Genomic DNA, 24812 nt, shown 5'->3' on the forward strand with positions numbered 1-24812 from the left:
GATCTCCGGCGACTACTTCTTGAAGACCTCGACCGCAGTGAGGATCGGGTCACCGGCCTGGTCGAACTCAACGTTCTTCACGTTGTTCGAGTAGGCCGAGTTGATCTGGTTGTAGAAGAGCGGGATGCCCGGCATCGTGTTGACCAGCTGCTTCTCAGCGGCCTGGTACAGCTTCGCCGACTCGTCGATCGTCTTGGCCTGGTCGGCCTTCTTGGACAGCTCGTCGAACTTCTTGTCCGAGAAGCCGCCCTTGTTGCCGTCGACGCCCGTGCCGTACAGGTCGGCCAGGAAGTTGCCGTTGAACGGGTAGTCCAGGGTCCAGCCGGACCGGTAGAAGGACTTGACCTTCTTCTTGTCCCGGATCTCGGTGTCGGCCTGGAAGTCCGTCACCGGGTCGCCCGTGCACTTGACACCGGTGTTCTTGGTGATGTCGTTGCAGACGGCCGTGACCCAGCCCTTGTGCGGCTGGTCGGCGTTGTACTGGATGGTCATGGCGTTGCCAGGAACGTTGCCACCCTCCTTGATGAGCTTCTTGGCCTTCTCAGGGTTGAACGTGCAGACCTCGCCGCAGGCGTTCTCCTGGTAGCCCTTGACGCCCGGGGCGACCCAGCCGGTGGCCGGCTTGCGGTTGCCGTAGAAGGTGGTCTTGGCGATCGTGGCGCGGTCGATGGCCATCGACAGGCCCTGAAGGACCCGGACGTCGATGTTCTTCCACTGGTCCGTGTAGAACGCCGGGTTCATCGTGTTGATCGCCGAGAACTCGGACGTGATCGCACGCTTGCCGAAGTCCTGCTTGTAGTTGGCGAGTTCACTGTCCGGGGCCAGCGGCATCGTGTCGACGTTGTCGGAGCGCAGGTCGTTGTAGGCCGCGGTCGGCGTCGTGTACGCCTTGAAGTCGACACCGCCGTTCTTCGGCTTGTCGCCCTTGTAGTCGGCCCAGGCGGCAACCTTGATCGACTTCTTGCGCTGCCACGACGTGAACTTGTAGGGACCGTTGCCGACCGGCTTCTCGCCGTACGTCTTCGGGTCCTTCAGCGCCGCCGAGGGCAGCGGGTAGAACGGCGAGTACACCAGCTTGTAGGCGTAGTACGGGATGCCGTGGTTCAGCGTGATCGTGAAGGTGTTCTCGTCGACGACCTTCAGGCCGGACATCTCCGTGCCGGTGCCCTTGCCCTTCGCCGGGTGCACGGTGTCGTAGCCGACGATGTCCCGGTACCAGGCGCTGTTCTGCTGGCCGTTGGCCGGGTTGGCGGCCCAGTTCCAGGAGTCGACGAACGACTTGGCGGTGACGGCCTCGCCGTTGTGGAACTTCCAGCCGGCCTTCAGCTTGATCGTCCACACCTTGTTGTCGGCGTCAGGCGTGACCGACTCGGCGTTCTCGTTCACGATGTTGCCGGCCTTGTCATAGCTGACCAGACCCGTGAAGAGGGAGTTGATGACGACGCTGCCGTACGCCTCCATGGTGTTGGCCGGCTGCAGAAGGTTCTGCGGCTCACCATTGGCGTAGCTGACGATCCCCTTGGGGTCGACTGTCTTGTTGGCGTTGTCGCTGCCACTGTCCTTGCCGCCACCACAAGCCGTCGCTGCGAGCGCAACGACACCTGCCATGGCGACCCACTTGGCGCTCTTGGCACCACGCATGGGGTTCCTCCTCATGAGTCCACTTGTTAACTGCAAGAGGGGGCACAGGTGTACTCGCCGACACCCCTGACGGCGAGAAGATTCTGGTGCCCCAGTGTGCTCGTGAGTCGGCGCTCCCCACAGCGCGTGACCCATTGACCCGAGCTCAATGGAGCCAACTATTAAGTACGCCCGGACCGTAAACCACACTTAAAGGGTCTCGTTTTGACAACATCACTTACCCCTCAGTGCCCGAAATCCGGACAAACCGATCACAGACAGACACCCGCGAAACGGACTGTTCACGCAACTTCCGGAGAACGGCGATCGATATCCGGACACCCGCCCCGGAAATTGACTTGACCAGTCAGTACGAAAACGTCAATTGGATCTTGGCCAGACTTGCCCCCAGACACACCGATGGCCCGGCACCGCACGATCACGGTTACCGGGCCATTCAGGGGCGCCCCCTAGGGGCGCGGGGAACTGCGCGGCCAACCCCCACCGGCCCGCAGCTCCCCAACTACCACTTAGCGCCTAGCGCTTGGCGCGCGAGGCCGAACGACCCCGCTCCTTGGCGTCAAGGACGACCTTGCGGATCCGCACCGTCTCCGGCGTGACCTCGATGCACTCGTCCTCGCGGCAGAACTCCAGCGACTGCTCAAGCGACAGCTTGCGCGCCGGAACCACGTTCTCCGTGGTGTCCGCGGAAGCCGCACGCATGTTGGTGAGCTTCTTCTCCTTGGTGATGTTCACGTCCATGTCGTCGGCGCGCGAGTTCTCGCCGATGATCATGCCCTCGTACACCTCGGTGCCGGCCTCGGTGAAGATGACACCGCGCTCCTGGAGGTTGACCATCGCGAACGGCGTGACCGTGCCCGAACGGTCCGCGACGAGCGAGCCGTTGTGACGGGTGCGCAGGTCGCCGAACCACGGCTCGTGACCCTCGAAGATCGAGTGCGCGATGCCGGTGCCGCGGGTCTGCGTCAGGAACTCCGTACGGAAGCCGATGAGGCCACGGGAAGGAACGATCCACTCCATGCGGACCCAGCCCGAACCGTGGTTCGTCATGGTCTCCATGCGGCCCTTGCGGGTCGCCATGAGCTGCGTGATCGCGCCCAGGTGCTCCTCGGGCGAGTCGACCGTCATGCGCTCGATCGGCTCGTACTTCTTGCCGTCGATCTGCTTGGTGACGACCTCGGGCTTGCCGACGGTCAGCTCGAAGCCCTCGCGGCGCATCTGCTCGACCAGGATGGCCAGCGCCAGCTCACCGCGGCCCTGCACCTCCCAGGCGTCGGGACGCTCGGTGTCCAGGACGCGCAGCGAGACGTTACCGACCAGCTCGCGGTCCAGGCGGTCCTTGATCTGGCGCGCGGTGACCTTGTGGCCCTTGCCGCCCTTGCCGACCAGCGGCGAGGTGTTGGCACCGATGGTCATCGAGATCGCGGGCTCGTCGACCGTGATCAGCGGCAGCGCGATCGGGTTCTCGGGGTCGGCCAGGGTCTCGCCGATCATGATGTCCGGGATACCGGCGATGGCGCAGATGTCGCCCGGGCCCGCCTTCTCGGCGGGCAGCCGGGTGAGGGCCTCGGTCATCATCAGCTCGGTGATGCGGACGTTGGACATCGTGCCGTCACGCTTGATCCAGGCCACGGTCTGGCCCTTGCGCAGCTCGCCCTGCTCGACACGGCAGAGCGCGATGCGGCCGAGGAAGTTGTCGGCGTCGAGGTTGGTGACGTGCGCCTGAAGGGGGGCGTCCTCGTCGTACTCGGGGGCCGGGACGTGCTGGAGGATCGTGGAGAAGAACGGCTCCAGGCTGTCGCTGTCCGGCGGGACGGTACCGTCCTCCGGCTTGGTCAGCGAGGCGACACCGTCACGCGCACAGGCGTAGACGATCGGGAACTCGATCTGGTCCTCGTCCGCGTCCAGGTCCAGGAACAGGTCGTACGTCTCGTCGACGACCTCGGCGATCCGGGAGTCGGGACGGTCGGTCTTGTTGATGCAGAGGATGACCGGCATCTTCGCGGACAGCGCCTTGCGGAGCACGAAGCGGGTCTGCGGAAGCGGGCCCTCCGACGCGTCGACCAGCAGGACGACGGCGTCGACCATGGACAGGCCGCGCTCGACCTCGCCACCGAAGTCGGCGTGGCCGGGGGTGTCGATGATGTTGATGGTGATGACGTCGCCGCCATCCTTCGGGTGATACTTCACCGCGGTGTTCTTGGCCAGGATCGTGATGCCCTTCTCACGCTCCAGGTCGTTGCTGTCCATCATGCGGTCGTCGAGCGACTCAGCGGCGTGCGCGGCGAACGCGCCGGCCTGCTTGAGCATGGCGTCGACCAGGGTGGTCTTGCCGTGGTCGACGTGAGCGACGATGGCGACGTTACGGATGTCGTGGCGCGTGGGCATGGGTTGCTTAACGCTTCTCTCGATCGTGGGATGCGGCGTCTCGTTCCTCGTACGCCCACCGGGCGGACGCGCCACGGCTTACCCCATGGTACGTGGCGGACGCGGGACGGGCTTCCCGGGCCGATCGGGAGGGGGTGTTTCAGGGGTGGGGGGATACCGCGCTCCGGGTCAAGGAGTCCCGGTCGACCTTGCCCGCCCAAGGCGCGGCGGGCAAGGAATTTGAGCCGAAACTGAGCTGATTCTCAGATCGCGAGATGGCCACTGACCTGCGGCGGAGCCCATATTTCCGATTACTTGCGCTCATCCTTGGCCGAATCGGGCTTCTTGAATCCGATGTCCTGGTAGCGGGGTGCGGAGAATCCGAAGGCGCCCGCGTTGGCGAGCTGCGGCTTCACCGCGACCAGTTCGGGACGCTGGTAGAGCGGGATCGATCCGGCGGCGGCCCAGATCCGTGCGTCGGCCTGCTTCACCAGGTCACGGGCGGTTTCGTCGTCGAGCTCGGCCGCCGCCCTGTCGAAGAGCTGGTCGATGTGGTCGGTGCCGACCCGGGTGTAGTTCTGCTCGACGAGCAGCGAGCCGTCGGCGGCGGGCTCGGGCTTGGCGAAGATCGGCCGGCCGTCGGTGGCGGGGTAGGCGGTGCCGGGCCAGGAGTAGAGCGCCAGGTCGTAGTCGCCCGAGGCGATGTGGTCCTTGAAGTAGCTCGCGTCGTCGACCTTGGTGACCTCGGTGCGTACGCCGATGCTCTGGAGCATCTTCGAGATCCGCTCGCCGACCGTGCGCAGGGCGGCCGAGCCCGCGTCGGAGGGCAGCACGAAGCGCAGGGTCAGCGGCTTGCCGCCCTTGCCGACCAGGCGGGGGGCCTTCGCCGCACCGGCTCCGGCGGGCCCCGCGTCACCGGCTCCGGCGGCGCGGGCGGCCGGGGCCGCGGTGCCGCGCGGGGCGTAGGCACCGGCCATGCCGCCCTTCTTCTCCTTCGCCTCGGCCTTGCCGTCGGCCTCGCTGCCGGAGCTCTGCCCCAGGCCGCGGGGGCCCATGGCGGGGGCCAGGACGTAGATCCCGGACTCGGTGCGGAAGGCGTTGTTGCCGTTGTCACCCGGCTTGCTGCCGGGCTTGTCGTCGAGCTTGCCGTCGGCGGCCCCGCTGCCGGGCTTGTTGTCGTCGCCGACGATGTACATGCCGTCGTCCGAGGCCGCTTCGTCGCCGGTCTCCTTCTTCTTCGCGGCCTGCTCGCGCTTCTTCTGCTCCGCGTCGGAGCTGCTGCCCGCCGTGCGGCTGCCCGCGCCGCCGGGCGTGAAGCCCGCGTCGGCGAGCAGGGCCTGCGCGGCCTGGGTGTCCTGGCTGCCGAGGGCGTCGCTGCCGTCGGCGTACGTCTGCTGTCCGGCGAGCGCGAGGTGGCTGCCGAGCGGGGCGGCGGGCAGGCCGAGCGGGGCGAGGACGGACTCGGCGAGCTCCTGCCGGTTCAGGGCGCGGGCCACGGCGCGGCGCACCCGCTCGTCGGAGAGCGGCCCCGAGGTGCCGTTCAGGGCGAGCTGGGTGTACGCGGGCTCCAGGGACTTGCGGACGGTGAAGCGGCGCAGCCCGCGCTGCTCGGCCGCGTAATCCCGGGCCGCCTCCCTGGCCTTCCTGCGGACCTCCTGCTCGGCCTCGGCCTGTTCCTCGTCGACGGCGCCGTGCGCCCGCGCCCACGAGCGGAGCGCCTCGGCGGCGGTGGTGGTGGAGCCGGGGCCGTGCGCGACGGGCGGCTTGCCCGCGTCCTTGACGGCGAGGGAGATCCGCTCCGCGGCGCCCCTGTCGATCTCGGCGAGGTCGACCCTGCCCTCGGCCAGCGCGGTGGCACGCTGCCCGCGCGGTACGGCGCGCAGCACCAGCTTGTCGAGCTTGGCGGGCTGTCCCCACCAGCGCGGGTTGCGCTCCAGGACGACCGAGCCGTCCGCGCGGTCCAGCTTCGCCGGGCGGAAGGGTCCTGCCGTGGACTTCAGCTTCGTACGGGCGCCGTCGTTGAAGGCGTCGGGCGTGCCCATCACCTCCTTGGGGTACAGCGGGGTGAAGAGCGAGCGCCAGTCGGCGTACGGCTTGGCGTAAGTGACCTTCACCTCAAGGTCGTTGGCGCCCTTCTCGATCTTCTCGATGCGCTCGTACCCGGCGTTGCGGGCGGTCCAGTACGCGGATTCCTTGCCGCGCAGCGCCCGCCACTGGGCGACGAAGTCGGCGGCGCCGATCTCCCGGCCGTCGCCCCAGACGGCCTGCTGGTTGATCTTGTAGAGGACGACCTGCTTGGGCTCGCGCTCGACGATCGAGGCGTCCTCCAGGAAGTCCGGATTGCGCTGCGGCGCTCCGGTCTCGTCGAGTACGAAGAGGGAGGGGAGCACCGCGCCCGCGATGCGCGCCGTGGTGGCGTCGGCGTCGGCCTGGAAGGCGTTGAGGGTCTCGGGCACCGAGTCGACCGCCCAGTTCAGCGTGCCCCCGTCGGCGACCTGCTCGCGGTGGGTGGCGGCGAGGTCGGCGGCGACGGCCCTCGCGCCCGTGGCCTCCTCGCCGTCCGCACCGCCGCCGCAGCCGGTCAGGACGGGGAGCGCGAGTACGCCGGAGGTGAGGAGCGCGACACCGCGAAGGGGGCGGGGGGATCTCCGGAACCCGTTGGGTACGCCGACGTCGGACATGGGTGGTACCTCCAGGCTGACCCGGCCCCTCCGTACCGGAACGGGCCGTTAAATTCACATTTGGTGGCTTATTGCGGTGATCACACTTGTTGTCCTGCCGACCCACTGAAAGGGCTCTCGCGCGGGAGGCGGCGGCGACACGTCGGGCATCCGGGGAAGCCCACCCGTGCGGCCCAATCTGCGGTCCTGACGGGGCGCGCGGGGCGGGCGCACTGCGCGTACCGCTGTACGCACCCTTCACAACAGGGGATGTGACGCGCGACACTCCAAGGCGCAGACGCGTCTCCTACCGCACCGCGGAAGTGAGGGCAATTCATGTCCCTGCACGAAGAGTTGACGGATCTTCAGAACTGCCTCGACCGGCTGGACCAGGCCGTCCTGCGGGTGACGTCGCACGTCGGCGAGAGCCACGGGCTGGATGTGCGGCGAGTCCGCACGGACGCGGCGCACCTGCGCGAGAGCGTGGCGATGCTGGCGGCCCTGGCGGCCGGGGCGGCGGCGGCACCGCCGCCCGCGCCGCGGCCGGAGCTGATCACGATCCCGGACGCGCCGTACGACAGCGCGCTGTGGACGGACTCGGACGACGAGGGGCTGGGGGCGCGGGACCGCCATGCACCTTGAGGGGGGGCGCGGGGGGGTAGGTGCGGCCGGTGGGCGTCGTGCGGGTGCGTTGTGGCTGGTCGCGCAGTTCCCCGCGCCCCTAAAAGCCTGCTCCTGAGGACCTAGCCCTCTTGTCCCGCCATCCGTCCCTCCTACCCCTGGAGCCTCCGTTGGCCACAGGCACCGACCCCGCAGCCCGTACGCCACGTGCGTCCGGCGTCCACGGTCCCGACCGCGCCAGAATCAGCGCCCGCCATCTCCGCACCGACCGCTGGTGGCTGGCGCCCGCCGGGACCGCCGCCGGGCTGCTCGCCTTCGTCGTCTACTCCACCTGGCGGGCCTTCGCCAACAGCGACTACTACTCCGCCCCCTACGTCTCGCCGTTCTACTCCCCCTGTCTGGCGGAGAACTGCGTCCCGATGAAGGGCGGCCCCAACTGGGAGATCTTCGGCAGCTGGTGGGGGCTCTCCCCCGCGCTGCTCGTCCTGATCTTCCCGCTCGGCTTCCGGCTGACCTGTTACTACTACCGCAAGGCCTACTACCGGGGTTTCTGGGCCTCGCCCCCGGCCTGCGCGGTGGCCGAGCCGCACAAGAAGTACTCGGGCGAGACCCGTTTCCCGCTCGTGCTCCAGAACATCCACCGGTACTTCTTCTACGCGGCGGTGCCGGTCGCCGGAATCCTCACCTACGACACCGTGCTCGCCTTCCGCGACGCGCGCTACGAGTGGGGCCACATGGGCCTCGGCACGCTCGTCTTCCTCGTCAACATCGCGCTGATCTGGGCCTACACCTTCTCCTGCCACTCCTGCCGGCACATCGTCGGCGGCCGGCTGAAGCACTTCTCCAAGCACCCGGTGCGGTACCGGATGTGGGGTTGGGTGGGAAGGCTGAACGACCGTCACATGAGCCTGGCCTGGGCCTCGTTGATCAGCGTGGCGCTCGCCGATTTCTATGTCTATCTCGTCGCTTCCGGCGCCTTCGAGGATCCGCGCTTCTTCTAACACATGGAGCTTTTGGGCAATGACTCAACTGGAGCGGCAGGAATGGGACGTCGTCGTGGTCGGGGCGGGCGGTGCCGGACTGCGGGCCGCGATCGAGGCGCGTGAGCAGGGCGCCCGTACCGCGGTGATCTGCAAGTCCCTGTTCGGCAAGGCGCACACGGTGATGGCCGAGGGCGGCATCGCCGCGTCCATGGGCAATGTGAATTCCGGGGACAACTGGCAGGTGCACTTCCGCGACACGATGCGCGGCGGGAAGTTCCTCAACCAGTGGCGGATGGCGGAGCTGCACGCGCGCGAGGCACCCGACCGGGTTTGGGAACTGGAGACCTGGGGGGCGCTCTTCGACCGCACGGCGGACGGGCGGATCTCGCAGCGCAACTTCGGCGGGCACGAGTACCCGAGGCTGGCGCACGTCGGCGACCGCACGGGACTCGAACTGATCCGCACCCTCCAGCAGAAGATCGTGTCGCTCCAGCAGGAGGACTTCCGGGAGACCGGGGACTACGAGTCCCGGCTGAAGGTCTTTCAGGAATGCACCGTGACACGGGTGTTGAAGGAAGGGGAAGAGGTCGCGGGGACCTTCTGTTACGAGCGCGAGTCGGGGCGGTTCTTCGTACTCGGGGCGCCGAGCGTGATCCTGGCGACCGGTGGCATCGGCAAGTCCTTCAAGGTGACGTCGAACTCGTGGGAGTACACGGGCGACGGGCATGCGCTGGCCCTGCTCGCGGGGGCGCCGCTGCTGAACATGGAGTTCGTGCAGTTCCATCCGACGGGGATGATCTGGCCGCCGTCCGTGAAGGGGATCCTGGTCACCGAGTCGGTGCGCGGGGACGGGGGCGTACTGCGCAATTCCGACGGCAAGCGGTTCATGTTCGACTACGTCCCGGACGTCTTCAAGGAGAAGTACGCGGAGTCCGAGGCGGAGGGCGACCGCTGGTACGAGGACCCGGACCACAACCGGCGTCCGCCCGAGCTGCTCCCCCGCGACGAGGTCGCCCGCGCCATCAACTCCGAGGTGAAGGCCGGGCGGGGCACTCCGCACGGCGGCGTCTACCTGGACGTTTCCACGCGGATGCCGGCCGAGGCGATCAGGCGGCGGCTGCCGTCCATGTACCACCAGTTCAAGGAGCTGGCGGACGTCGACATCACGGCCGAGGCGATGGAGGTCGGGCCGACCTGTCACTACGTGATGGGCGGCATCGCCGTCGACTCCGACACGGCCGCCACCCGCACGGTGCCCGGGCTGTACGCGGCCGGGGAGGTGGCGGGCGGCATGCACGGGTCCAACCGGCTCGGCGGCAATTCACTGTCCGACCTGCTCGTCTTCGGCCGCCGGGCCGGACTGCACGCGGCGCAGCACGCCCTGGAGCACACGGGCGCGGCCCGCCCGCGGGTGGACGAGGAGCAGGTGGACGCGGCGGCGGCCGAGGCGCTGCGGCCGTTCAGCGCGGAGGGGCCCGAAGAGGCGCCGCCGCTGCACGCGGCGCAGCAGGGACGGCCGCCGGAGAATCCGTACACCCTCCACCAGGAGCTCCAGCAGACCATGAACGATCTCGTCGGCATCATCCGGCGGGAGGCCGAGATGACCCGGGCCCTCGACAAACTGGCCGAGCTGAGGGTGCGGGCGCGGCGGGCCGGGGTCGAGGGGCACCGCCAGTTCAACCCGGGCTGGCACCTGGCCCTGGACCTGCGCAACATGCTGCTGGTCAGCGAGTGCATCGCGCGCGCCGCCCTGGAGCGCACCGAGAGCCGCGGCGGCCACACCCGTGAGGACTTCCCCGCCATGGAGCGGTCCTGGCGGCCGGTGAACCTGCTGTGCCGTCCCGCCGACCCGACGGGCGGTCTCGCCGCGACCGATCCGGTGCGCGGCCAGATCGAGCTCGAATCGACGACGACCGAGCCCATCCGCCCGGACCTGCTCGCCCTCTTCGAGAAGGAGGAGCTGGTCAAGTACCTCGCCGAAGAGGAGCTCCACGAGTGACCACGACTGGGTCCAACGGGGCCGCGTCCGCCAAGTACGTCGCCGACTTCCGCATCTGGCGCGGGAACGCGGAAGGGGGCGGCCTGGAGGACTTCAAGGTCGCCGTGAACGAGGGCGAGGTCGTCCTCGACATCGTGCACCGCCTCCAGGCCACCCAGGCGCCCGATCTCGCGGTGCGCTGGAACTGCAAGGCGGGCAAGTGCGGTTCGTGCAGCGCGGAGATCAACGGGCGTCCCCGGCTGCTGTGCATGACCCGCATGTCGACGTTCGCGCCGTCCGACACGATCACCGTGACGCCGCTGCGCGCCTTCCCGGTCGTACGGGACCTGGTGACGGACGTGTCGTTCAACTACACGAAGGCGCGGGAGGTGCCGGCTTTCGTACCGCCGCAGGGCGTGGCGGCGGGCGAGTACCGGATGCAGCAGGTGGACGTGGAGCGCTCGCAGGAGTTCCGCAAGTGCATCGAGTGCTTCCTGTGCCAGGACACCTGTCACGTGGTGCGCGACCACGAGGAGAACAAGGCGTCCTTCGCCGGGCCGCGCTTCCTGATGCGGGTCGCCGAGCTGGACATGCATCCGCTGGACGCGGCGGGCGAGGCCGGTCTGGACCGGAAGAGGAGCGCGCAGGAGGAGCACGGTCTCGGCCTCTGCAACATCACCAAATGCTGTACGGAGGTGTGCCCCGAGCACATCCGGATCACGGACAACGCCCTGATTCCCCTGAAGGAGAGGGCGGCCGACCGGAAGTACGATCCGCTGGTCTGGCTCGGCAACAAGATCCGCAGGCGGACGGAATAGCTCCGGCGGTACCGGCGCTGCACCGGTCATGTGGAACAGCGACTCACTCGACCTCGACGCCTACCTGACCAAGATCGCTTACGAAGGGGACCGCGCACCCACCCTGGCGACCCTCCGCGCCCTGCACCGCGGCCATGTCCTGAACCTGCGCTGGAGCACCGTCGACGCGATGCTCCACCACGACGTGCCGCTCGACCTGGAGACCCTCCAGGCCAAGATGGTGGCCGGTGGCCGCGGGGGCTACTGCTTCGAGCACGCCACGCTCTTCGCGGCGGCCCTCGAAGCCGTCGGCTTCGACTTCTTCGCCGTGCAGGGCCGGGTCGCCATGGGCAGCGAGAAGCTGCTGCCGACCACCCACGCGATGCTGGTGGTGGAGCTCGACGGGCGGCGCTGGCTGTGCGACGTGGGCTTCGGGGCGAGCCAGCTGGAGCCGATCGAGATGGTCGCGGGCGAGGCGGGCACCGAGGTGACGCAGGACGCGTGGCGGTACTGGCTGCGCGAGCAGGAGGTCTCGCCGGGGGCGCGCGGATGGGCCCTGCACCAGCCCGCCACGGGCCCCGGGACGGACCAGGACGGCGACGGGTGGATGGTGCGGCACACCTTCACGGAGACGCCCCAGTACCCGGTCGACTTCCGCATGTCGAACTACTTCGTCGCCTCGAACCCCCACTCGCCCTTCAGCCACCGCCTCTTCGTGCAGCGTGTGCTGCCGGACCGCATGCACATCCTGGACGAGCTGAAGCTGACGACCACCTGGCCGGGGGGTCGACCGGCCCCCGAGACCCGCGACTTCGAGCCTCACGAAGTGCCGAAGGTGCTGGCGGAGGTCTTCGGGATCGAGCAGGGCGAGGAGGAGGAGTTGCTGGTGCGGAGGATGGGAGGGGTGTAGCGGGGGGGCTGGGGCGGGGGGAACCCGGGGGAGGTGGGGGCCGGGGGGACGGGGGGACGGGGGGCGTCGTGCGGGTACGTCGTGGTTGGTCGCGCAGTTCCCCGCGCCCCTGACTACCTGCCCCTAGCCCCCTTGGGCAGCGGGGCCGCCCCCCGGGGGCAGTGGGGTCTCCCCTGCTCCTTAAGAGCTTGGCGGGGGTCCCCCCTGCTCGAACGAAGCTGAGAGCTTGGGGGCGGGTGGGCAAGGGGGCGGCCCTCCACGCGGAGCCCCGCCCCCGACCGCACACCCCCGCGACCGCCCCGCCCCGCCGCCAGCCGCCTCAGGCTCCGGTCGCGCCCGGCATCGCCCCGGCATAGCCTCCCAAATGTGACGCCTCCCGAGAGTCGTGCCCGGATGTCCGGACGCCCCGCCGTCCGGCTGGCCGTCCCGCTGGCCCTGGCCCTCTCGTGTCTCGCCGGTCCGCAGGCCGCTGCTGCCACCGCCGTGCACCCGGCGGTGCACCCCGCAGCCCCCGCCACCGACCCCCTCCCCCTCTCCACCGACGGCCAGATCACCGACAAGGCCGGCGCCCTCGGCGACGACCGCGGCGTGGTCGCCAAGGCTCTCGACCGGCTGTACTCCAGCCACCGCCTCCAGCTCTTCGTCGTGTACGTCCGTGACTTCTCCGGACGGTCCGCGCAGAGCTGGGCGGACGCCACCGCCACCCGCAACGGGCTCGGCCGCGACGACGTCCTCCTCGCGATCGCCACCCGCGACCGGCAGTTCGCGTACACCGTGGACAACGACTCCCGTCTCACCGACGCCCAGCTCGCCGAAGTCTCCGCCACCGCCGTCAAGCCCGCCCTGCGCCAGAACGACTGGGCCGGTGCCGCCGTCGGCGCCGCCAACGGGTACGACGCCGTGCTCGGCGGAGAGCCCGTCCCCACCCCCACCCTCACCCCCGGCGTCCACGATCCCGGCGCCGAGGACGGCGTGGGGGGCGACCTCGTCCTCCCCATCGTCGCGATCGGCGGCGCAGGTGCGCTCGCGGCGTACGCGTTCAGCAGGAGGAGGAAGAAGCAGAACGGGCGCGGGGCCGGATCGCCGGCGGCGCAGCAGCCCGGGGCCGCCCCCGCCCTCACGCCCCTCCCCGAGCTCGACAGCCGCGCCAAGCAGGCCCTCGTCGGGGCCGACGACGCGGTCCGTACCAGCGAGGAGGAACTGGGCTTCGCCACCGCCCAGTTCGGGGACGAAGCCGCCCGGCCGTTCGCCGAGGCCCTCGCGTACGCGAAGGGGGAGCTGACCGCCGCCTTCCGGCTGCGCCAGCAGCTCGACGACGCCTTCCCCGAGGACGATCCGACCCGGCGGCGGATGCTCGACGAGATCCTGGCCCGGTGCGCCGAGGCCGACCGGCGGCTCGACGCCGAGTCGGATTCCTTCGACCGGCTGCGCGAGCTGGAGCGCAACGCACCCGCCGCGCTCGCCGCCGCCGAGGCCGCCTTCCGCGACCTCACCGGCCGTACGAGTACCGCCGAGGCCACCCTGACCGCACTGGCCGGCCGTTACGCGGACTCCGCCGCCGCCCCCGTCGCCGACCACGCCGAGCAGGCCAAGGACCGGCTCGTCTTCGCCACCACGAACCTCAACCAGGCCCGGCAGGCACTGGTCTCCGGCGACAACAGCAAGGCGGCCGTTTTCGTACGGGCCGCCGAGGGCGCCGTCGACCAGGCGGCGACCCTGGTGGACTCCGTGGAGCGCCGGGCCGTCGAACTGGCCCAAGCCGCAGGCCACCTGGAGGGGGCACTGACCGAGGCCGACGCCGATCTCGCCGATGCGCGCGGCCTCCTCGGCGGTACGGCGCCCGGCACGAGCACCGCCGACCTCCGGGGCCGCATCGCCCGCGCGGAGGCCGTCGTGCGTGACGTACGGGAGGAGATGCGGGCGGGGCGGTACGACCCGATCGACGCGCTGCGCCGCATCGAGGAGGCCGACGCCGCGCTCGACGAGGCCCTCGCCGGGGTCCGCGAGCGGGAGAGTTCCGGGCGGCGGGCCCGGGACCTCCTGGGCCAGGCCACCCTGACGGCACGCGCCGCGATCGGCGCCGCCTCCGACTACATCACCACCCACCGCGGCGCCGTCGGCAGCCAGGCCCGCACCCGCCTCGCGGAGGCACAGCGCCACCTGGAGCAGTCGGGCGCACTCGCCGCGTCCGCCGACGCCCCCGCCGCGCTCACCGAGGCCCAGCAGGCGGACTCACTGGCCCGGCAGGCCCAGAGCCTGGCCGAACAGGACGTACGCGGATACGGAGGCGGCGCAGGCGGAGGGAGCGGCGGCGGGGGCGGCGGGCTCAACGGCGCCGTCCTGGGCGGCATCATCCTCGGCGGAATCCTCAACGGCGGCCGTGGCGGCGGGGGTTACGGAGGCGGCTTCGGCGGAAGCGGAGGCTTCGGCGGGGGCGGCTTCGGCGGCAGCCCCGGCAGTTTCGGCGGCGGCGGCACCAGAGGCCGCCGGGGCGGCGGAGGCCGCTTCTAGACACGTACGTACAGCCACATCCGGCCCTCCCGGACCAACTAACAACTTACGGAGCCCCCATGTCCAAGCAGCCCGTCCTCGGCCGTGTCACCCAGCTCGCCAAGGCCAACATCAACGCCCTCCTCGACCAGGCCGAGGACCCGCAGAAGATGCTCGACCAGCTGATCCGCGACTACACCTCCCACATCGCGGAGGCCGAGGAGGCCGTGGCCGCCACGATCGGCAATCTGCGGCTCCTGGAGCAGGATCACCGCGAGGACGTGGACGCCGCCGGCGAGTGGGGCAGCAAGGCGCTCGCCGCCAGCAGGAAGGCCGACGAGCTGCGGACGGGCGGTTCGGCGGCCGACGCGGACAAGTTCGACGCCCTCGCCAAGGTCGCCCTGCAACGGCAGCTCCAGGCGGAGAAGGAGGCGAAGACCGCCGAGCCGACGATCGCCGCGCAGACCGAGGTCGTCGCCGGACTCAAGGACGGTCTCACCAAGATGAAGGCCAAGCTCGGCGAACTCGTCTCCAAGCGCGACGAGTTGGTGGCGCGCGCGAAGTCCGCCCAGGCGCAGAACTCGATGATGGACGCCGTCAAGAACATCAACGTCCTCGACCCGACGAGCGAGCTGAGCCGGTTCGAGGACAAGGTGCGGCGCGAGGAGGCGAGGGCGATGGGCAAGCAGGAGCTGGCCGCGTCCTCGCTGGACGCCCAGTTCGAGCAGCTGGACAGCCTGGGCGACGATGCGGAGATCGCCGCCAGGCTGGCCGCCCTCAAGAGCACGACCTGAGAGATCCCGCTCCACACTTGCTCAGCGCTGCTCCTTGCGCACTCAGTACATGCTCAGCAGCTGGTCCACGCTCAGCTCGGCCGGGGCCTGCGACTCCCCGTCCGGCAGGGCGAGTTCGAACCACACCGTCTTGCCCCGTGGGGTGCGCCGCGCCCCCCACGCCGCGCTGAGCAGCCCGACGAGCTGGAGTCCGCGACCACCCTCGTCGGTGTCGCGGGCGCGTCGCCGCCTGGGCTGGACGAGGCCCGCGTCCCACACCTCGCACACCAGTGTGCGGTCGAGGAGCAGCCGGAGCCGCACCTCGCCCTCGCCGTACCGCAGTGCGTTCGTGACCAGTTCGCTGACCAGCAACTCCGTGGTGTCGACGAGGTCTTCGAGGTCCCAGGACTGGAGCTGGGCCCGGGCCAGTTCGCGCGCCCGGCCCACCGAGCGCGGTTCGCGCGGCAGCCGCCAGTCGCCGACCGACGCCGCCGGAAGGCCCTGGATACGGGCCATGAGGAGGGCGATGTCGTCCTCGCCGTGCCGGGTGTTGAGCGTGTTCAGGACGTGGTCGCAGACGTCCTCCAGCGAATGGAAGGGACCGGCGCGCAGCGACGTCGTTGAGGGGTGGTGGCCGGGCGACGGGCGGGCCGGGCCGCTCATCGCCGTACGGAAGTCGCGCAGTCCCTCGTCGAGCGGATGCTCGCGGGACTCGACCAGGCCGTCCGTGTAGAGGGCGAGGAGAGAGCCCTCGGGCAGTTCGACCTCGACCTCCTCGAAGGGCTCGCCGCCCACGCCCAGCGGCATGCCCGGCGGCACGTCGAGGAGCAGCGGCTCCTCCCCCGGCTCGACGACGACCGGCGGCAGGTGGCCCGCGTTGGCGAACGTACATCGGCGGGTGACCGGGTCGTAGACCGCGTACACGCAGGTCGCGAGGTACACCTCGGACAGGTCCGCCTCGCGGGACTTGTGCGCGGCGCGGGACGCCTGCTGGGCGCCGCCGGGCGCGCCGAGTCCGCGGGCGATCTCGTCCAGTGCGGAGAGGACCTCGGCGGGTTCCAGGTCGAGCAGCGCCAAGGTCCGCACAGCGGTACGGAGTTCACCCATGGCGACGGCGGCCCGCAGGCCCCGACCCATGACGTCCCCCACCACCAACGCCGTCCGGTGCCCCGGGAGTTCGATGACGTCGAACCAGTCGCCGCCGACCTCGGTGGCGGTGTTGCCGGGGAGGTAGCGGCAGGCGATGTCGAGCCCGGCCGCCTCCGGGTCGCCGGGCGGCAGCAGGCTGCGCTGGAGGATCAGTGCGCGCTCGTGCTCCCGGCGGTAGAGGCGGGCGTTGTCCATGCAGACGGCGGCCCGGGACGCCAGTTCGGTGGCCAGCGCCCGGTCCCGTTCGCCGAAGGGCTCGCTGCCCTTCGTACGGGAGAACTGGACGAGCCCGATGACGGTGTCGTGCGCGACCATCGGCACGGCGAGCGTGGAGTGCACGAGGTCGCCGTCCTCGCCGTGCACCGCACGGGCCCGCCCGGTGCGCAGCGCCTTCGCGCAGGGCGTGCCGAACGGATAGCGGTGGACCGAGCCGACGGTGATGTCGGCGGGGTCCTCGCCGGGTCCCACGCACCCGGGTGCGGCCAGCGGTGCGTCCGAGACGGCGCTGGCGAAGGCGACCCGGCGCAGCTCGGCGCTGCCGTCGGTGACGTCGGTGACGCCCGGCGGGGCCTCCTCGCCGCGGAGCAGCCCCTGGTAGAGGTCGACGGAGGCGAGGTCGCAGAAGCCGGGCACGGCGACGTCGAGGAGTTCGCGGGCGGTGGTCTCCAGGTCGAGCGAATTCCCTATGCGGGCGCCCGCCTCGTTGAGGAGGGCGAGATTGCGCCGGGCGTCGGCGGCCTCGCGGGCGGCCCGGTGGCGGCGGGTGACGTCGGTGGCCAGGCCCGCGACACCGACGGGGCGGCCGGAGCCGCTGTGCACCCGGTAGAGGTTGACCGACCACTGGCGGGCTTCGGTGCTGCCCGGCTCCGTGCCCGTGATCTGGATGTCGGTCATGGACTCGCCGGTCTCCAGGACCCGTTTCAGGGCGGCGGACATCCGGTCCGCCTCGGGCGGGGCGAGGTAGTCGTGCACCGTACGGCCGCGGTGGTCGTCGGCTGCGCCGCCGAAGACGGCGGCGAAACGGCGGTTGGTGCGCTGCACCGCGAGGTCCGTGCCGAACAGCAGGAAACCGAAGGGAGATTGACCGAAAATGGCCTGTGATGCGGCGAGGTCGGTTTCGATCCGGCGCAGTGCCCGTACGTCCACGACGAGGCAGAGCGCACCGCGCTCGCCGGTCGGTGTCTCGCTGGGCATCACATAGATCTCGGCGACCCCCTCCGCCCCGGCGGCACCGGTGGCGGGATCGGGCATCCGGAACGGGACGAGGCCCGTCCACTCCTTGCCGTCGAGGATCTCGGCCACCTCGCGGTGCCCGCGCCCCCGGTACTCCTCGGGCATGAAGACGTCGACCGGGTCGCGGCCCACGACGTCGCGCGCGACGACTCCGAAGAGCTCCTCGGCGCGGCTGCTCCACTGCTCGACGCAGCCGTCGGCGCCCAGCGAGAAGGACGCCACCTTGATGTAGTCGTAGATCGAACCCGGCGGGCTGCTCTGCCACAGGGCTCCGCCCGCGGCACGCACCACCCCCGGAGCCCCTGCGGCACGGCCCGCGCTCGCAGACGTGCCGGCACCTGTACCCGCACCGCCCGCAGGTGTGCCGGCGCCTGTGCCCGCACCGCCTGTACGTGCGTCAGCGCCCTCGCCACCGGTAGGTACGTCAGCGCCACCGGCAGCATCCGCCCCGGCCCGTCCGGACGCACCCGACACACCTGAAGCACCGGACGTCCCTGAAGCGCCGGACGTCCCTGAAGCACCAGAAGCACCGGGCACACCGGAAGCACCGCCCTCACCCGCGCCGGGCAGCTGCGCCTTCGCTGGTATCTCGTTCACACGACCGTCCCCTCCAGCTCACCTCACCGGAACCGGCCTTGACCGCAGTATTCAGCACCACGGCCCCTGTCGGCACGGCGTTCACGATCGCGACGTCCTCCCGGCCTTCCCCCGGCCCTTTTCGGCCGTAGTTCGCCGCTCGCCCGAGGTGCGGCGACGCCCTTCCGGGTGCCGTCGTGATCGTTCAAGTCCCTTCACACTTCTAACCGGGCAGAGCCAGCTCGAACCACACCGTCTTGCCGGTCTTTCCGCGTCGGGTGCCCCAGCGCTGCGCGGAGCACGCCACCAGCTGGATTCCGCGCCCTCCCTCGTCGTCGGGGCCCGCGGTCCGCTCGCGGGGCGGATCCGGAAGCGGATCCGAGACCTCCACCCGCAGGACGGCGTGGGCTGCCCCGGCGGTTCCGGCGAGGGGGCCGGGGGTGTCGAGCCTCACCAACCGAACGCCGATGGGCCCGGACGCGTGCGTCAGGGAATTGGTCACCAGCTCGCTGACCAGCAGCACACTCACATCGCTGACCTCGTCGAGACCCCAGGCTCGCAGGGTGTCGCGGACGGCGTGCCGCGCGGTGCGGACGGCATGGGGCCGGGCCGGGAAGGTCCACTCGGCGCAGGCGCCTTCGGTGTCGAGCACGCCGACCACATCCCTGAACAGCAGCAGCGGACCCCAAAAAGGGAGCATCCTTTTTCGGGGGGTTAATCAGCACATACCCGATATCGGACTCCGGCTATCCCGGGAATGGGCGCACTGTGGCACGAACGGCGTACGAGGTCGCCCGTGCGCTGGGTCCCGTTGCCCCGTTCAGACCCCTGCGGACCGGCCGCGTTAGCCCGTACGAAATGATTCCCGCGCGGTCGTACGAATTCGCGCCGCGCGCCCGCGCCGCGGACGAGCGCCACAGATCCACGCCACAGATGTGCGCCACAGATGTGCGCCACGGATGCGCGCTACGGATGCGCGCTACGCATCCGCCCGCAGCAGGCGTACCGCCTCCGCGACCGCCGGGCGGTCCTGGTCGAGCCAGTCCACCGTGTCGCTCTCCTCGGGGCCGAGCCAGCGCAGCTCGTCGTGGTCCTCCAGCGGGCGGGGCTCGCCGGACAGCAGCCGGGCGGTCCACACCTGGAGGACGTACCCGGGCTTCAGCGGCCACTCCCCCGGGATCCGCTCGACGGGCTCGGCCTCCACGCCGAGCTCCTCGCGCAGCTCGCGCACGAGCGCCTGCTCGGGCGTCTCGCCCGGTTCCAGTTTTCCGCCGGGCAGCTCCCAGCGGCCGGCCAGCTCCGGCGGGGCGCTGCGGCGCGCGGCCAGCAGCCGTCCGTCGTGACAGAGGGCTCCACCCACGACAAGTCGATTCGTCATGGGCGGAGCCTAGGACCTGCCCGGCGGGCAGACCCAATGGACCCGGCGGACCCGGCGGACCCGATGGACCCGGCGGACCCGTTCACTGCTGCCGGGTGGCGGCCTGCTCGATCAGGTAGAGCTGCTTGTGGCCGCGGCTGTCGAGCTGGTCGGCCTTCTTCTCGGCCTCCGCCCGCGTGGCGTACGCGCCGACGCGATAGCGGTTGCCGTTGTCGTCCTGCCGCACCACCAGCCACGGAAGCTGTGCACCAGCGTCATTCATCGCGCGCCTCCGTCCGCCGGCCCGCACGCCGCCAGGGATCCCCAGGAAACCTCAGTACGCATATGCCCGACCCTACGCCTGACCTTTACTCACCGGATATGACTTTTTACAAAGAGACACCGATCTGGCCAAGAAACACCGGGGAGTTGACGAAGCCCTCGGGGGCGCGTCCGACTGGACGCGCCCCCGAGGGCTGTCAACTGAGCTGATTACGTAGGGGAGTTGGTGGCTCGCTTCACTTCACGGGGAGGCGGTACGAAACCCGGTACCTGTCCGCGGGAACCACCAGGTCCGCCGTCTCCACCGCCCGCCCGGACGCGAAGTAGGTCCGCTCGATGACCAGCACCACATGGCCCGGCACGCCACCCAACTCGGCCAGCTCGAAGGCGAGTCCGGGGCGGGCGCCGACCTCCTCCGCCACGTTGTCCACGACGACGTCGATGGCGGCCATCCGCTCGACGACCCCGCAGCCGCCCAGCGGGCCCTCCTCGGGCAGCATCACCGGTGTGCGGCCGGTGACCGCGAGGGGCTCCCACGAGGTGGAGATCATCATCGGCTCCCCCGCGTCCCGGAAGACGTACCGGGTCTGCATCACCCACTCGCCCGGCTCGATGCCGAGCCGTCCCGCGACCTCCTCCGACGCCGTCACCTGCTCGCTGCGCGACTCCCAGGTGCCGCGGGCACCCTCGGCCGCCTGCTCCTGCCGGAAGGGCGTGGAGGAGCCCCCGCCCCGGTAGGCGGAGCGGGCCACGCTGCGCGGCACCGGCCGCTCCCGCACATACGTCCCCGAACCCGAGCGGCCCTCGACGAGCCCCTCCGCCATCAGCACCTTGCGGGCCTCCAGGGCCACGGTGTCCGAGACGCCGTAGACCTCCCGGATGCGGGCCTGCGACGGGAGCCGGGTGTGCGGCGGCAGCTTCCCGTCGGCGATCTGCTGCCGGAGATCCTTCGCCACGCGCAGATAGGCCGGCTGCTCACCGAAAGTCACTGGCCACTCCCATCAGGTTGACAGACAGCAACAGCCTGGCAACCGACGGTTGTTGAGCACAAGCAAAGGCCAGGGTTTCACTCGATGTGATGATTCGGCTTTACGCAGGCATGTTTCCCCGGGTAATGGGGCCGGGGGCTTACACCTCTTCGCCCGCTCCGGCCCCGCCGTCCCCGCCGCCCCCGGTGCTCCCACTGCCCCCGGTGCTCCCGCCGTCCTCGGTGCCCCCGCTGTCCCCGCCACCCCCGGTGCTTCCGGTGCCCCCGGTGCTTCCGTCGCCGGTGCCCGTCCCCGCGTCGCGGAGCGATCCGGTGAGCTTCTCGCCCGACTCGTTGCCGAAGACACAGGTGACGCCCCGGTCGCCGAGCCGCCAGCCGCGGGCGTCCGGCATCAGGTAGTACGAGTCGGTCTCGATGCTGGCGCCGCCGGTGTAGTCCTGCTCCGCGGTCGCGCACTTCTTGTCGGCGATCGCGCTGATCCTCGCGTCGCCCGGGTACTCGCCGGAGTCGGCCAGGTCGAAGGTGCCGAACACCTCGGCGTCGTGCGCCTTCCCGCAGTCGAGGAGCGTCACGTCGTACGTGGTGCCCTCCAGCGAACCGTCCGCGGTGTCGAAGCACTGCCCGGTGCGCAGGTCCTCGACGGAGTGCGCGTTCTCCCGCATGCCGTCCTCGAAGCCCTGCTTGAAGTTGGCCAGCCCGCCGGTGAGGATGCCGACCAGTACGAGCACGACGCTGAGCGACGACAGCACGATGCCCGCGACCGCCATGCCCTTCCCCGAGTCGCCGCGCTTCTTGATCTGCGACAGGGCGACCAGGCCGAGGATCAGGCCGAGGACCGGGATGCAGCAGACGATGCCGGTGACGAGGGAGGCGATGGCCAGCCCGTTGGTCCTGGGCGGCGCGGGCGGCATCCCGTAGGGCTGGGGGCCGCCGTAGGGCTGCGCACCGTACGGGGACGGCTGGTAGGGCGTGCCGTACGCCTGGTGCGGAGGCGGCGGCGGTTGCTGCGGGGGGCCGCCGGGCTGCTGCGGCTGGTTCCAGGGCTGTTCCGGGGGCGGCGGTATCGCCATCAGTACGGTGCTCCTCGTCGGGGCTGTGCGGGGGGGGTGCCGCGCGCATCGTACGTGGCTGCTCGGACAGGAGCTCAGGGCAGGACAAAAGGGACGCTCTGCGGGTGGCCCGCACGGACGGCCCACGACCGGCGACGGCGGTCGGCGACGGCGCCCGGCAAGGCGCTCGGCGACGGTGTCGGAAAATTGCCAGCCACCGCCGCCGGAATTTGGTGGACTGCTCCCATGACGACTGCGCAGCACGACAAGGCGACCCTCCTCCGCTCCCTGCACACCACTCCCAAGGCCCCGCTCCTGCTCCCCAACGCGTGGGACGTGGCAAGCGCGTTGCTGATCGAGGAGGCGGGGGCGACCGCCGTCGCCACGACCAGTGCCGGAGTCGCCTGGAGCCTGGGCTCGCCGGACGGCGACGCGCTCGACCGGGACCGGGCGCTCGACCTGATCGCCGGGGTCGCGGCGGCCGTGAAGGTGCCGGTCACCGCGGACATCGAGGGCGGCTTCGCGGACACCGCCGAAGGCGTCGGCGAGACGGTCGCCGCGGTCATCGCCGCCGGCGCCGTCGGTGTGAACCTGGAGGACGGCAACCGCAGCCCGGCGGAGCAGTCGGGCCGGATCGCCGCCGCGCGGGCCGCCGCCGACAAGAGCGGCGTACCGCTGTACGTCAACGCCCGCATCGACACCTTCCTGTTCGGCCTCGGCGAGGAGTCCGGACGGCTTGAGGAGACGATCGGGCGGATGCGCGCGTACGTGGGCGCGGGCGCCGACGGCGTCTTCGTGCCCGGCGTCACCGACCCGGAGACGATCGCGGCGCTGGTCGCGGCCGTCGACGTACCGCTGAACATCCTGGCGGGCCCCGGCGCACCCACCACCGCCGAGCTGGCGGAGCTGGGTGTGGCGAGGGTCAGCCTGGGCGGGGCGGTCGCGGGCTCCGCGTACGCGGCGGTGCGCCGCGCCACCCGGGAGCTGCTGACCTCGGGGACGTACGACTCGGTGGCGGACGCGGTGCCGCACCACGAGCTCAACGCCCTTTTCGACAACTGACGTCGAGCCCTTCGGCGGCAGCCGGGGCTACCTGGCGCCGAACACCTGCGTCCAGTGGATGCCGCGCGCGCTGTCCTTGATGCCGATGCCGACCTCCTTGAACGAGCAGTTGAGGATGTTGGCCCGGTGGCCCGGACTGTTCATCCAGGTCTCCATGACCGCGGCGGGGGTGGACTGGCCGTAGGCGATGTTCTCCCCGTACGTGCTCCACTTGTACCCGGCGGCGGTGACGCGCTCGCCGGGTCCTTCGCCGTCCGGGTTGGAGTGGTCGAAGAAACCGCGGGCGACCATGTCCTCGGAGTGCCGCTGGGCGGCGGTGGCCAGCAGCCCGTTGCTGCTCAGCGGACCACAACCGGCTTTCGACCGCTCGGAGTTGAGGAGGCTGACCACCTCCTGGGCGGGCCCGGCGGGAGGCGCCGGCGGCCGGGCGGTCCTGGTGGGGGCCGCGGTCCTGCTCGGTTTCGGGGCGGGCGGCGGCTTCGGCTTCGCCGTGGTCCGGGTGGGAGTGGGGGTCTTGCTCGCCGGGGTCCTGGTGGGGGTCGCGGAAGCGGTGGGCGACGCCGTGCTCGGCGCGGGGGCCGCACTGCCGCTGCCGCTCGCGCTCGGCAGCGCGGGGCCGCCCTGCCGTCCGGCCTCGGCGACCACCGTGCCGGCCCCGCCGTCCGTCCCGCCGGAGAAGATCCGGAACACCCCGAACCCGCCGCCGAAGAGCGCCAACAGGGCTGCCGCACCGATCACTTGACGCCTCCGCCGGGTCCGCTGCTGACGGCGGGCGGCGCGGGCCCCCGTACCGGTCGGCGCGGTGGTGGCCGTGGTCGCCCCGGTGCTCGGGTGGGCCGATGCCCGGTCCGCGTGCGGGAGCGGGGACTGGCCGTGGGCCGCGTACGGTCCCGGGTTCCCGTACGGAACCGGCTGTGTGTGCGCCACCGATCCGGCGGCTCCCAGCGACTGCCCCGGTGCCGCGCCCCGTACCGCCAGACCCACCAGTCCCACCAGCGCGCCCGTCACCGGCACAAGACCGAATCCGGCCAGCAGGCCCTCCGCCGGCATCAGGCCGCTGCGGTGGCCCGAGCACACCGCGCACTCCTTCGCGTGCCTCGATATTCGCTTCCGCCACAGCGCGGACGGCGCTCCGTCCCACGGTGCGAGCACCTCCCGCAGCTGCCCGCACAGCGGTACGGCGGCCAGCGCCCGCACGACCACCCGGGCCGCTTCCAGCTGCGCCTTCATGCGCTGTACGCGTACGGCGGTGTGGTCGGGCGACAGTTCGAGCGCGGTCGCCACCTCGGCCCGGGTCAGCTCGCCCGCGGCCTCCAGCCACCACAGGGACAGCAGCGCGCGGTCGTCGCCGTCCAGCCAGCGGGTCGCCTCGACGGTCTCCTTGCGCTGCCCGGAGAGCCCCATCCGGACCAGGGTGAGACCGACGAAGTCGGCCCCGGGGTCGGCGGGCTCCCGCTCGCCGGAAACGGGGCCCGCCACCGGCTGCTCGCGCTGCCAGTGGCGGCGTACCTCGTTCATGGCGATGGCCACCAGCCACGACCGGAAGCTCTCCGGGATGCGGAGGGTGCCGAGGCCGTCGAGGGCGCGCAGCATGGTCTCCTGCACGACGTCGTCGACGTCGGCGTGGCCGCCCAGGGCCCGGCCGACGATGTTGTAGACGAGAGGCAGGTACGCGGCGACGAGCTCGTCCTGCGCCTGCACGTCGCCGCTCTGCGCCGCCACGACTCTCGCGACTCCGTGTTCCCTGTTCACGGTTGCCCGCCCCTCTTCGTCCGGTCGGCCCCTGGGCCCGTACGCACACACTTCTTTGCTCCGACACCTGGGAGACCGCGGGCCGGGCGGCGGATAACAGAAATCTGGCCGGCAATCTCCGCGCGGGCCCCGGCCCCGTCGGGA

18 protein-coding genes are annotated in these 24812 nt (G+C 70.9%); 8 read left to right on the forward strand and 10 right to left on the reverse strand.

The window, feature by feature from the left end; translation table 11 throughout:
* Nucleotides 1-12: 12 nt before the first annotated feature.
* The 3 genes from ACWGIG_RS07025 to ACWGIG_RS07035 all read right to left on the reverse strand — a co-directional run bounded on the left by ACWGIG_RS07025 (nucleotide 13) and on the right by ACWGIG_RS07035 (nucleotide 6689).
* Nucleotides 13-1641 (reverse strand): peptide ABC transporter substrate-binding protein, encoded by a 1629-nt coding sequence (locus ACWGIG_RS07025; protein ID WP_453320498.1) that lies wholly within the window; start codon nucleotides 1639-1641, stop codon nucleotides 13-15.
* 516 nt (nucleotides 1642-2157) lie between these two features.
* Nucleotides 2158-4029 (reverse strand): translational GTPase TypA, encoded by a 1872-nt coding sequence (gene typA / locus ACWGIG_RS07030; protein WP_453320499.1) that lies wholly within the window; start codon nucleotides 4027-4029, stop codon nucleotides 2158-2160.
* 290 nt (nucleotides 4030-4319) lie between these two features.
* On the reverse strand, nucleotides 4320-6689 hold the full coding sequence (locus ACWGIG_RS07035; protein WP_453320500.1) for an ABC transporter family substrate-binding protein: 2370 nt from the start codon (nucleotides 6687-6689) through the stop codon (nucleotides 4320-4322).
* Between the two features lie 315 nt (nucleotides 6690-7004).
* Between ACWGIG_RS07035 and ACWGIG_RS07040 the strand changes: the two genes are divergently transcribed.
* The 7 genes from ACWGIG_RS07040 to ACWGIG_RS07070 all read left to right on the forward strand — a co-directional run bounded on the left by ACWGIG_RS07040 (nucleotide 7005) and on the right by ACWGIG_RS07070 (nucleotide 15241).
* Entirely contained in the window at nucleotides 7005-7310 is a 306-nt protein-coding gene (locus ACWGIG_RS07040) for a hypothetical protein (RefSeq protein ID WP_453320501.1), read from the forward strand.
* A gap of 149 nt (nucleotides 7311-7459) precedes the next feature.
* A complete protein-coding gene (locus ACWGIG_RS07045; RefSeq protein ID WP_453320502.1) occupies nucleotides 7460-8290 on the forward strand; it encodes a hypothetical protein in 831 nt (276 codons plus the stop codon).
* A 19-nt stretch (nucleotides 8291-8309) separates the two neighbouring features.
* Nucleotides 8310-10271 (forward strand): fumarate reductase/succinate dehydrogenase flavoprotein subunit, encoded by a 1962-nt coding sequence (locus tag ACWGIG_RS07050; protein ID WP_453320503.1) that lies wholly within the window; start codon nucleotides 8310-8312, stop codon nucleotides 10269-10271.
* Nucleotides 10268-11068, forward strand: coding sequence for a succinate dehydrogenase/fumarate reductase iron-sulfur subunit (locus tag ACWGIG_RS07055; protein ID WP_453320504.1), 801 nt, complete (start codon nucleotides 10268-10270; stop codon nucleotides 11066-11068). The genes ACWGIG_RS07050 and ACWGIG_RS07055 overlap by 4 nt, the downstream gene beginning before the upstream one ends.
* Before the next feature lie 28 nt (nucleotides 11069-11096).
* Nucleotides 11097-11957, forward strand: coding sequence for an arylamine N-acetyltransferase family protein (locus ACWGIG_RS07060; RefSeq protein WP_453320505.1), 861 nt, complete (start codon nucleotides 11097-11099; stop codon nucleotides 11955-11957).
* A gap of 393 nt (nucleotides 11958-12350) precedes the next feature.
* On the forward strand, nucleotides 12351-14468 hold the full coding sequence (locus tag ACWGIG_RS07065; protein WP_453320506.1) for a TPM domain-containing protein: 2118 nt from the start codon (nucleotides 12351-12353) through the stop codon (nucleotides 14466-14468).
* A 59-nt stretch (nucleotides 14469-14527) separates the two neighbouring features.
* On the forward strand, nucleotides 14528-15241 hold the full coding sequence (locus ACWGIG_RS07070) for a PspA/IM30 family protein (RefSeq protein ID WP_453320507.1): 714 nt from the start codon (nucleotides 14528-14530) through the stop codon (nucleotides 15239-15241).
* A gap of 42 nt (nucleotides 15242-15283) precedes the next feature.
* Here ACWGIG_RS07070 and ACWGIG_RS07075 read toward each other — a convergent pair whose 3' ends face one another.
* The 6 genes from ACWGIG_RS07075 to ACWGIG_RS07100 form a co-directional block, all read right to left on the reverse strand.
* Nucleotides 15284-17869 (reverse strand): SpoIIE family protein phosphatase, encoded by a 2586-nt coding sequence (locus ACWGIG_RS07075; RefSeq protein WP_453320539.1) that lies wholly within the window; start codon nucleotides 17867-17869, stop codon nucleotides 15284-15286.
* Nucleotides 17870-18401: 532 nt separating this feature from the next.
* Entirely contained in the window at nucleotides 18402-18839 is a 438-nt protein-coding gene (locus ACWGIG_RS07080) for an ATP-binding protein (RefSeq protein WP_453320540.1), read from the reverse strand.
* Between the two features lie 318 nt (nucleotides 18840-19157).
* The gene (locus ACWGIG_RS07085) at nucleotides 19158-19556 is read right to left on the reverse strand and encodes a (deoxy)nucleoside triphosphate pyrophosphohydrolase (protein ID WP_453320508.1); all 399 of its coding nucleotides are present in this window, start codon (nucleotides 19554-19556) and stop codon (nucleotides 19158-19160) included.
* An 82-nt stretch (nucleotides 19557-19638) separates the two neighbouring features.
* Nucleotides 19639-19818: an SPOR domain-containing protein gene (locus tag ACWGIG_RS07090; protein WP_453320509.1), complete on the reverse strand. Its 180-nt coding sequence runs from the start codon at nucleotides 19816-19818 to the stop codon at nucleotides 19639-19641.
* Between the two features lie 235 nt (nucleotides 19819-20053).
* Nucleotides 20054-20806 carry a GntR family transcriptional regulator gene (locus ACWGIG_RS07095; RefSeq protein ID WP_453320510.1) on the reverse strand — a complete coding sequence of 251 codons (753 nt, stop codon included), beginning with the start codon at nucleotides 20804-20806 and terminating at the stop codon, nucleotides 20054-20056.
* Nucleotides 20807-20945: 139 nt separating this feature from the next.
* Nucleotides 20946-21875 carry a DUF4190 domain-containing protein gene (locus tag ACWGIG_RS07100; protein WP_453320511.1) on the reverse strand — a complete coding sequence of 310 codons (930 nt, stop codon included), beginning with the start codon at nucleotides 21873-21875 and terminating at the stop codon, nucleotides 20946-20948.
* Between the two features lie 225 nt (nucleotides 21876-22100).
* On the opposite strand from ACWGIG_RS07100, the gene ACWGIG_RS07105 reads away from it, so the two are divergent.
* Entirely contained in the window at nucleotides 22101-22916 is an 816-nt protein-coding gene (locus tag ACWGIG_RS07105) for an isocitrate lyase/PEP mutase family protein (protein ID WP_453320512.1), read from the forward strand.
* Nucleotides 22917-22943: 27 nt separating this feature from the next.
* Here the strand turns inward: ACWGIG_RS07105 and ACWGIG_RS07110 are convergent, their stop codons facing one another.
* Nucleotides 22944-24668: a sigma-70 family RNA polymerase sigma factor gene (locus ACWGIG_RS07110; RefSeq protein WP_453320513.1), complete on the reverse strand. Its 1725-nt coding sequence runs from the start codon at nucleotides 24666-24668 to the stop codon at nucleotides 22944-22946.
* Between the last annotated feature and the right edge of the window lie 144 nt (nucleotides 24669-24812).

The organism is Streptomyces sp. NPDC054863 (genome assembly GCF_053610825.1).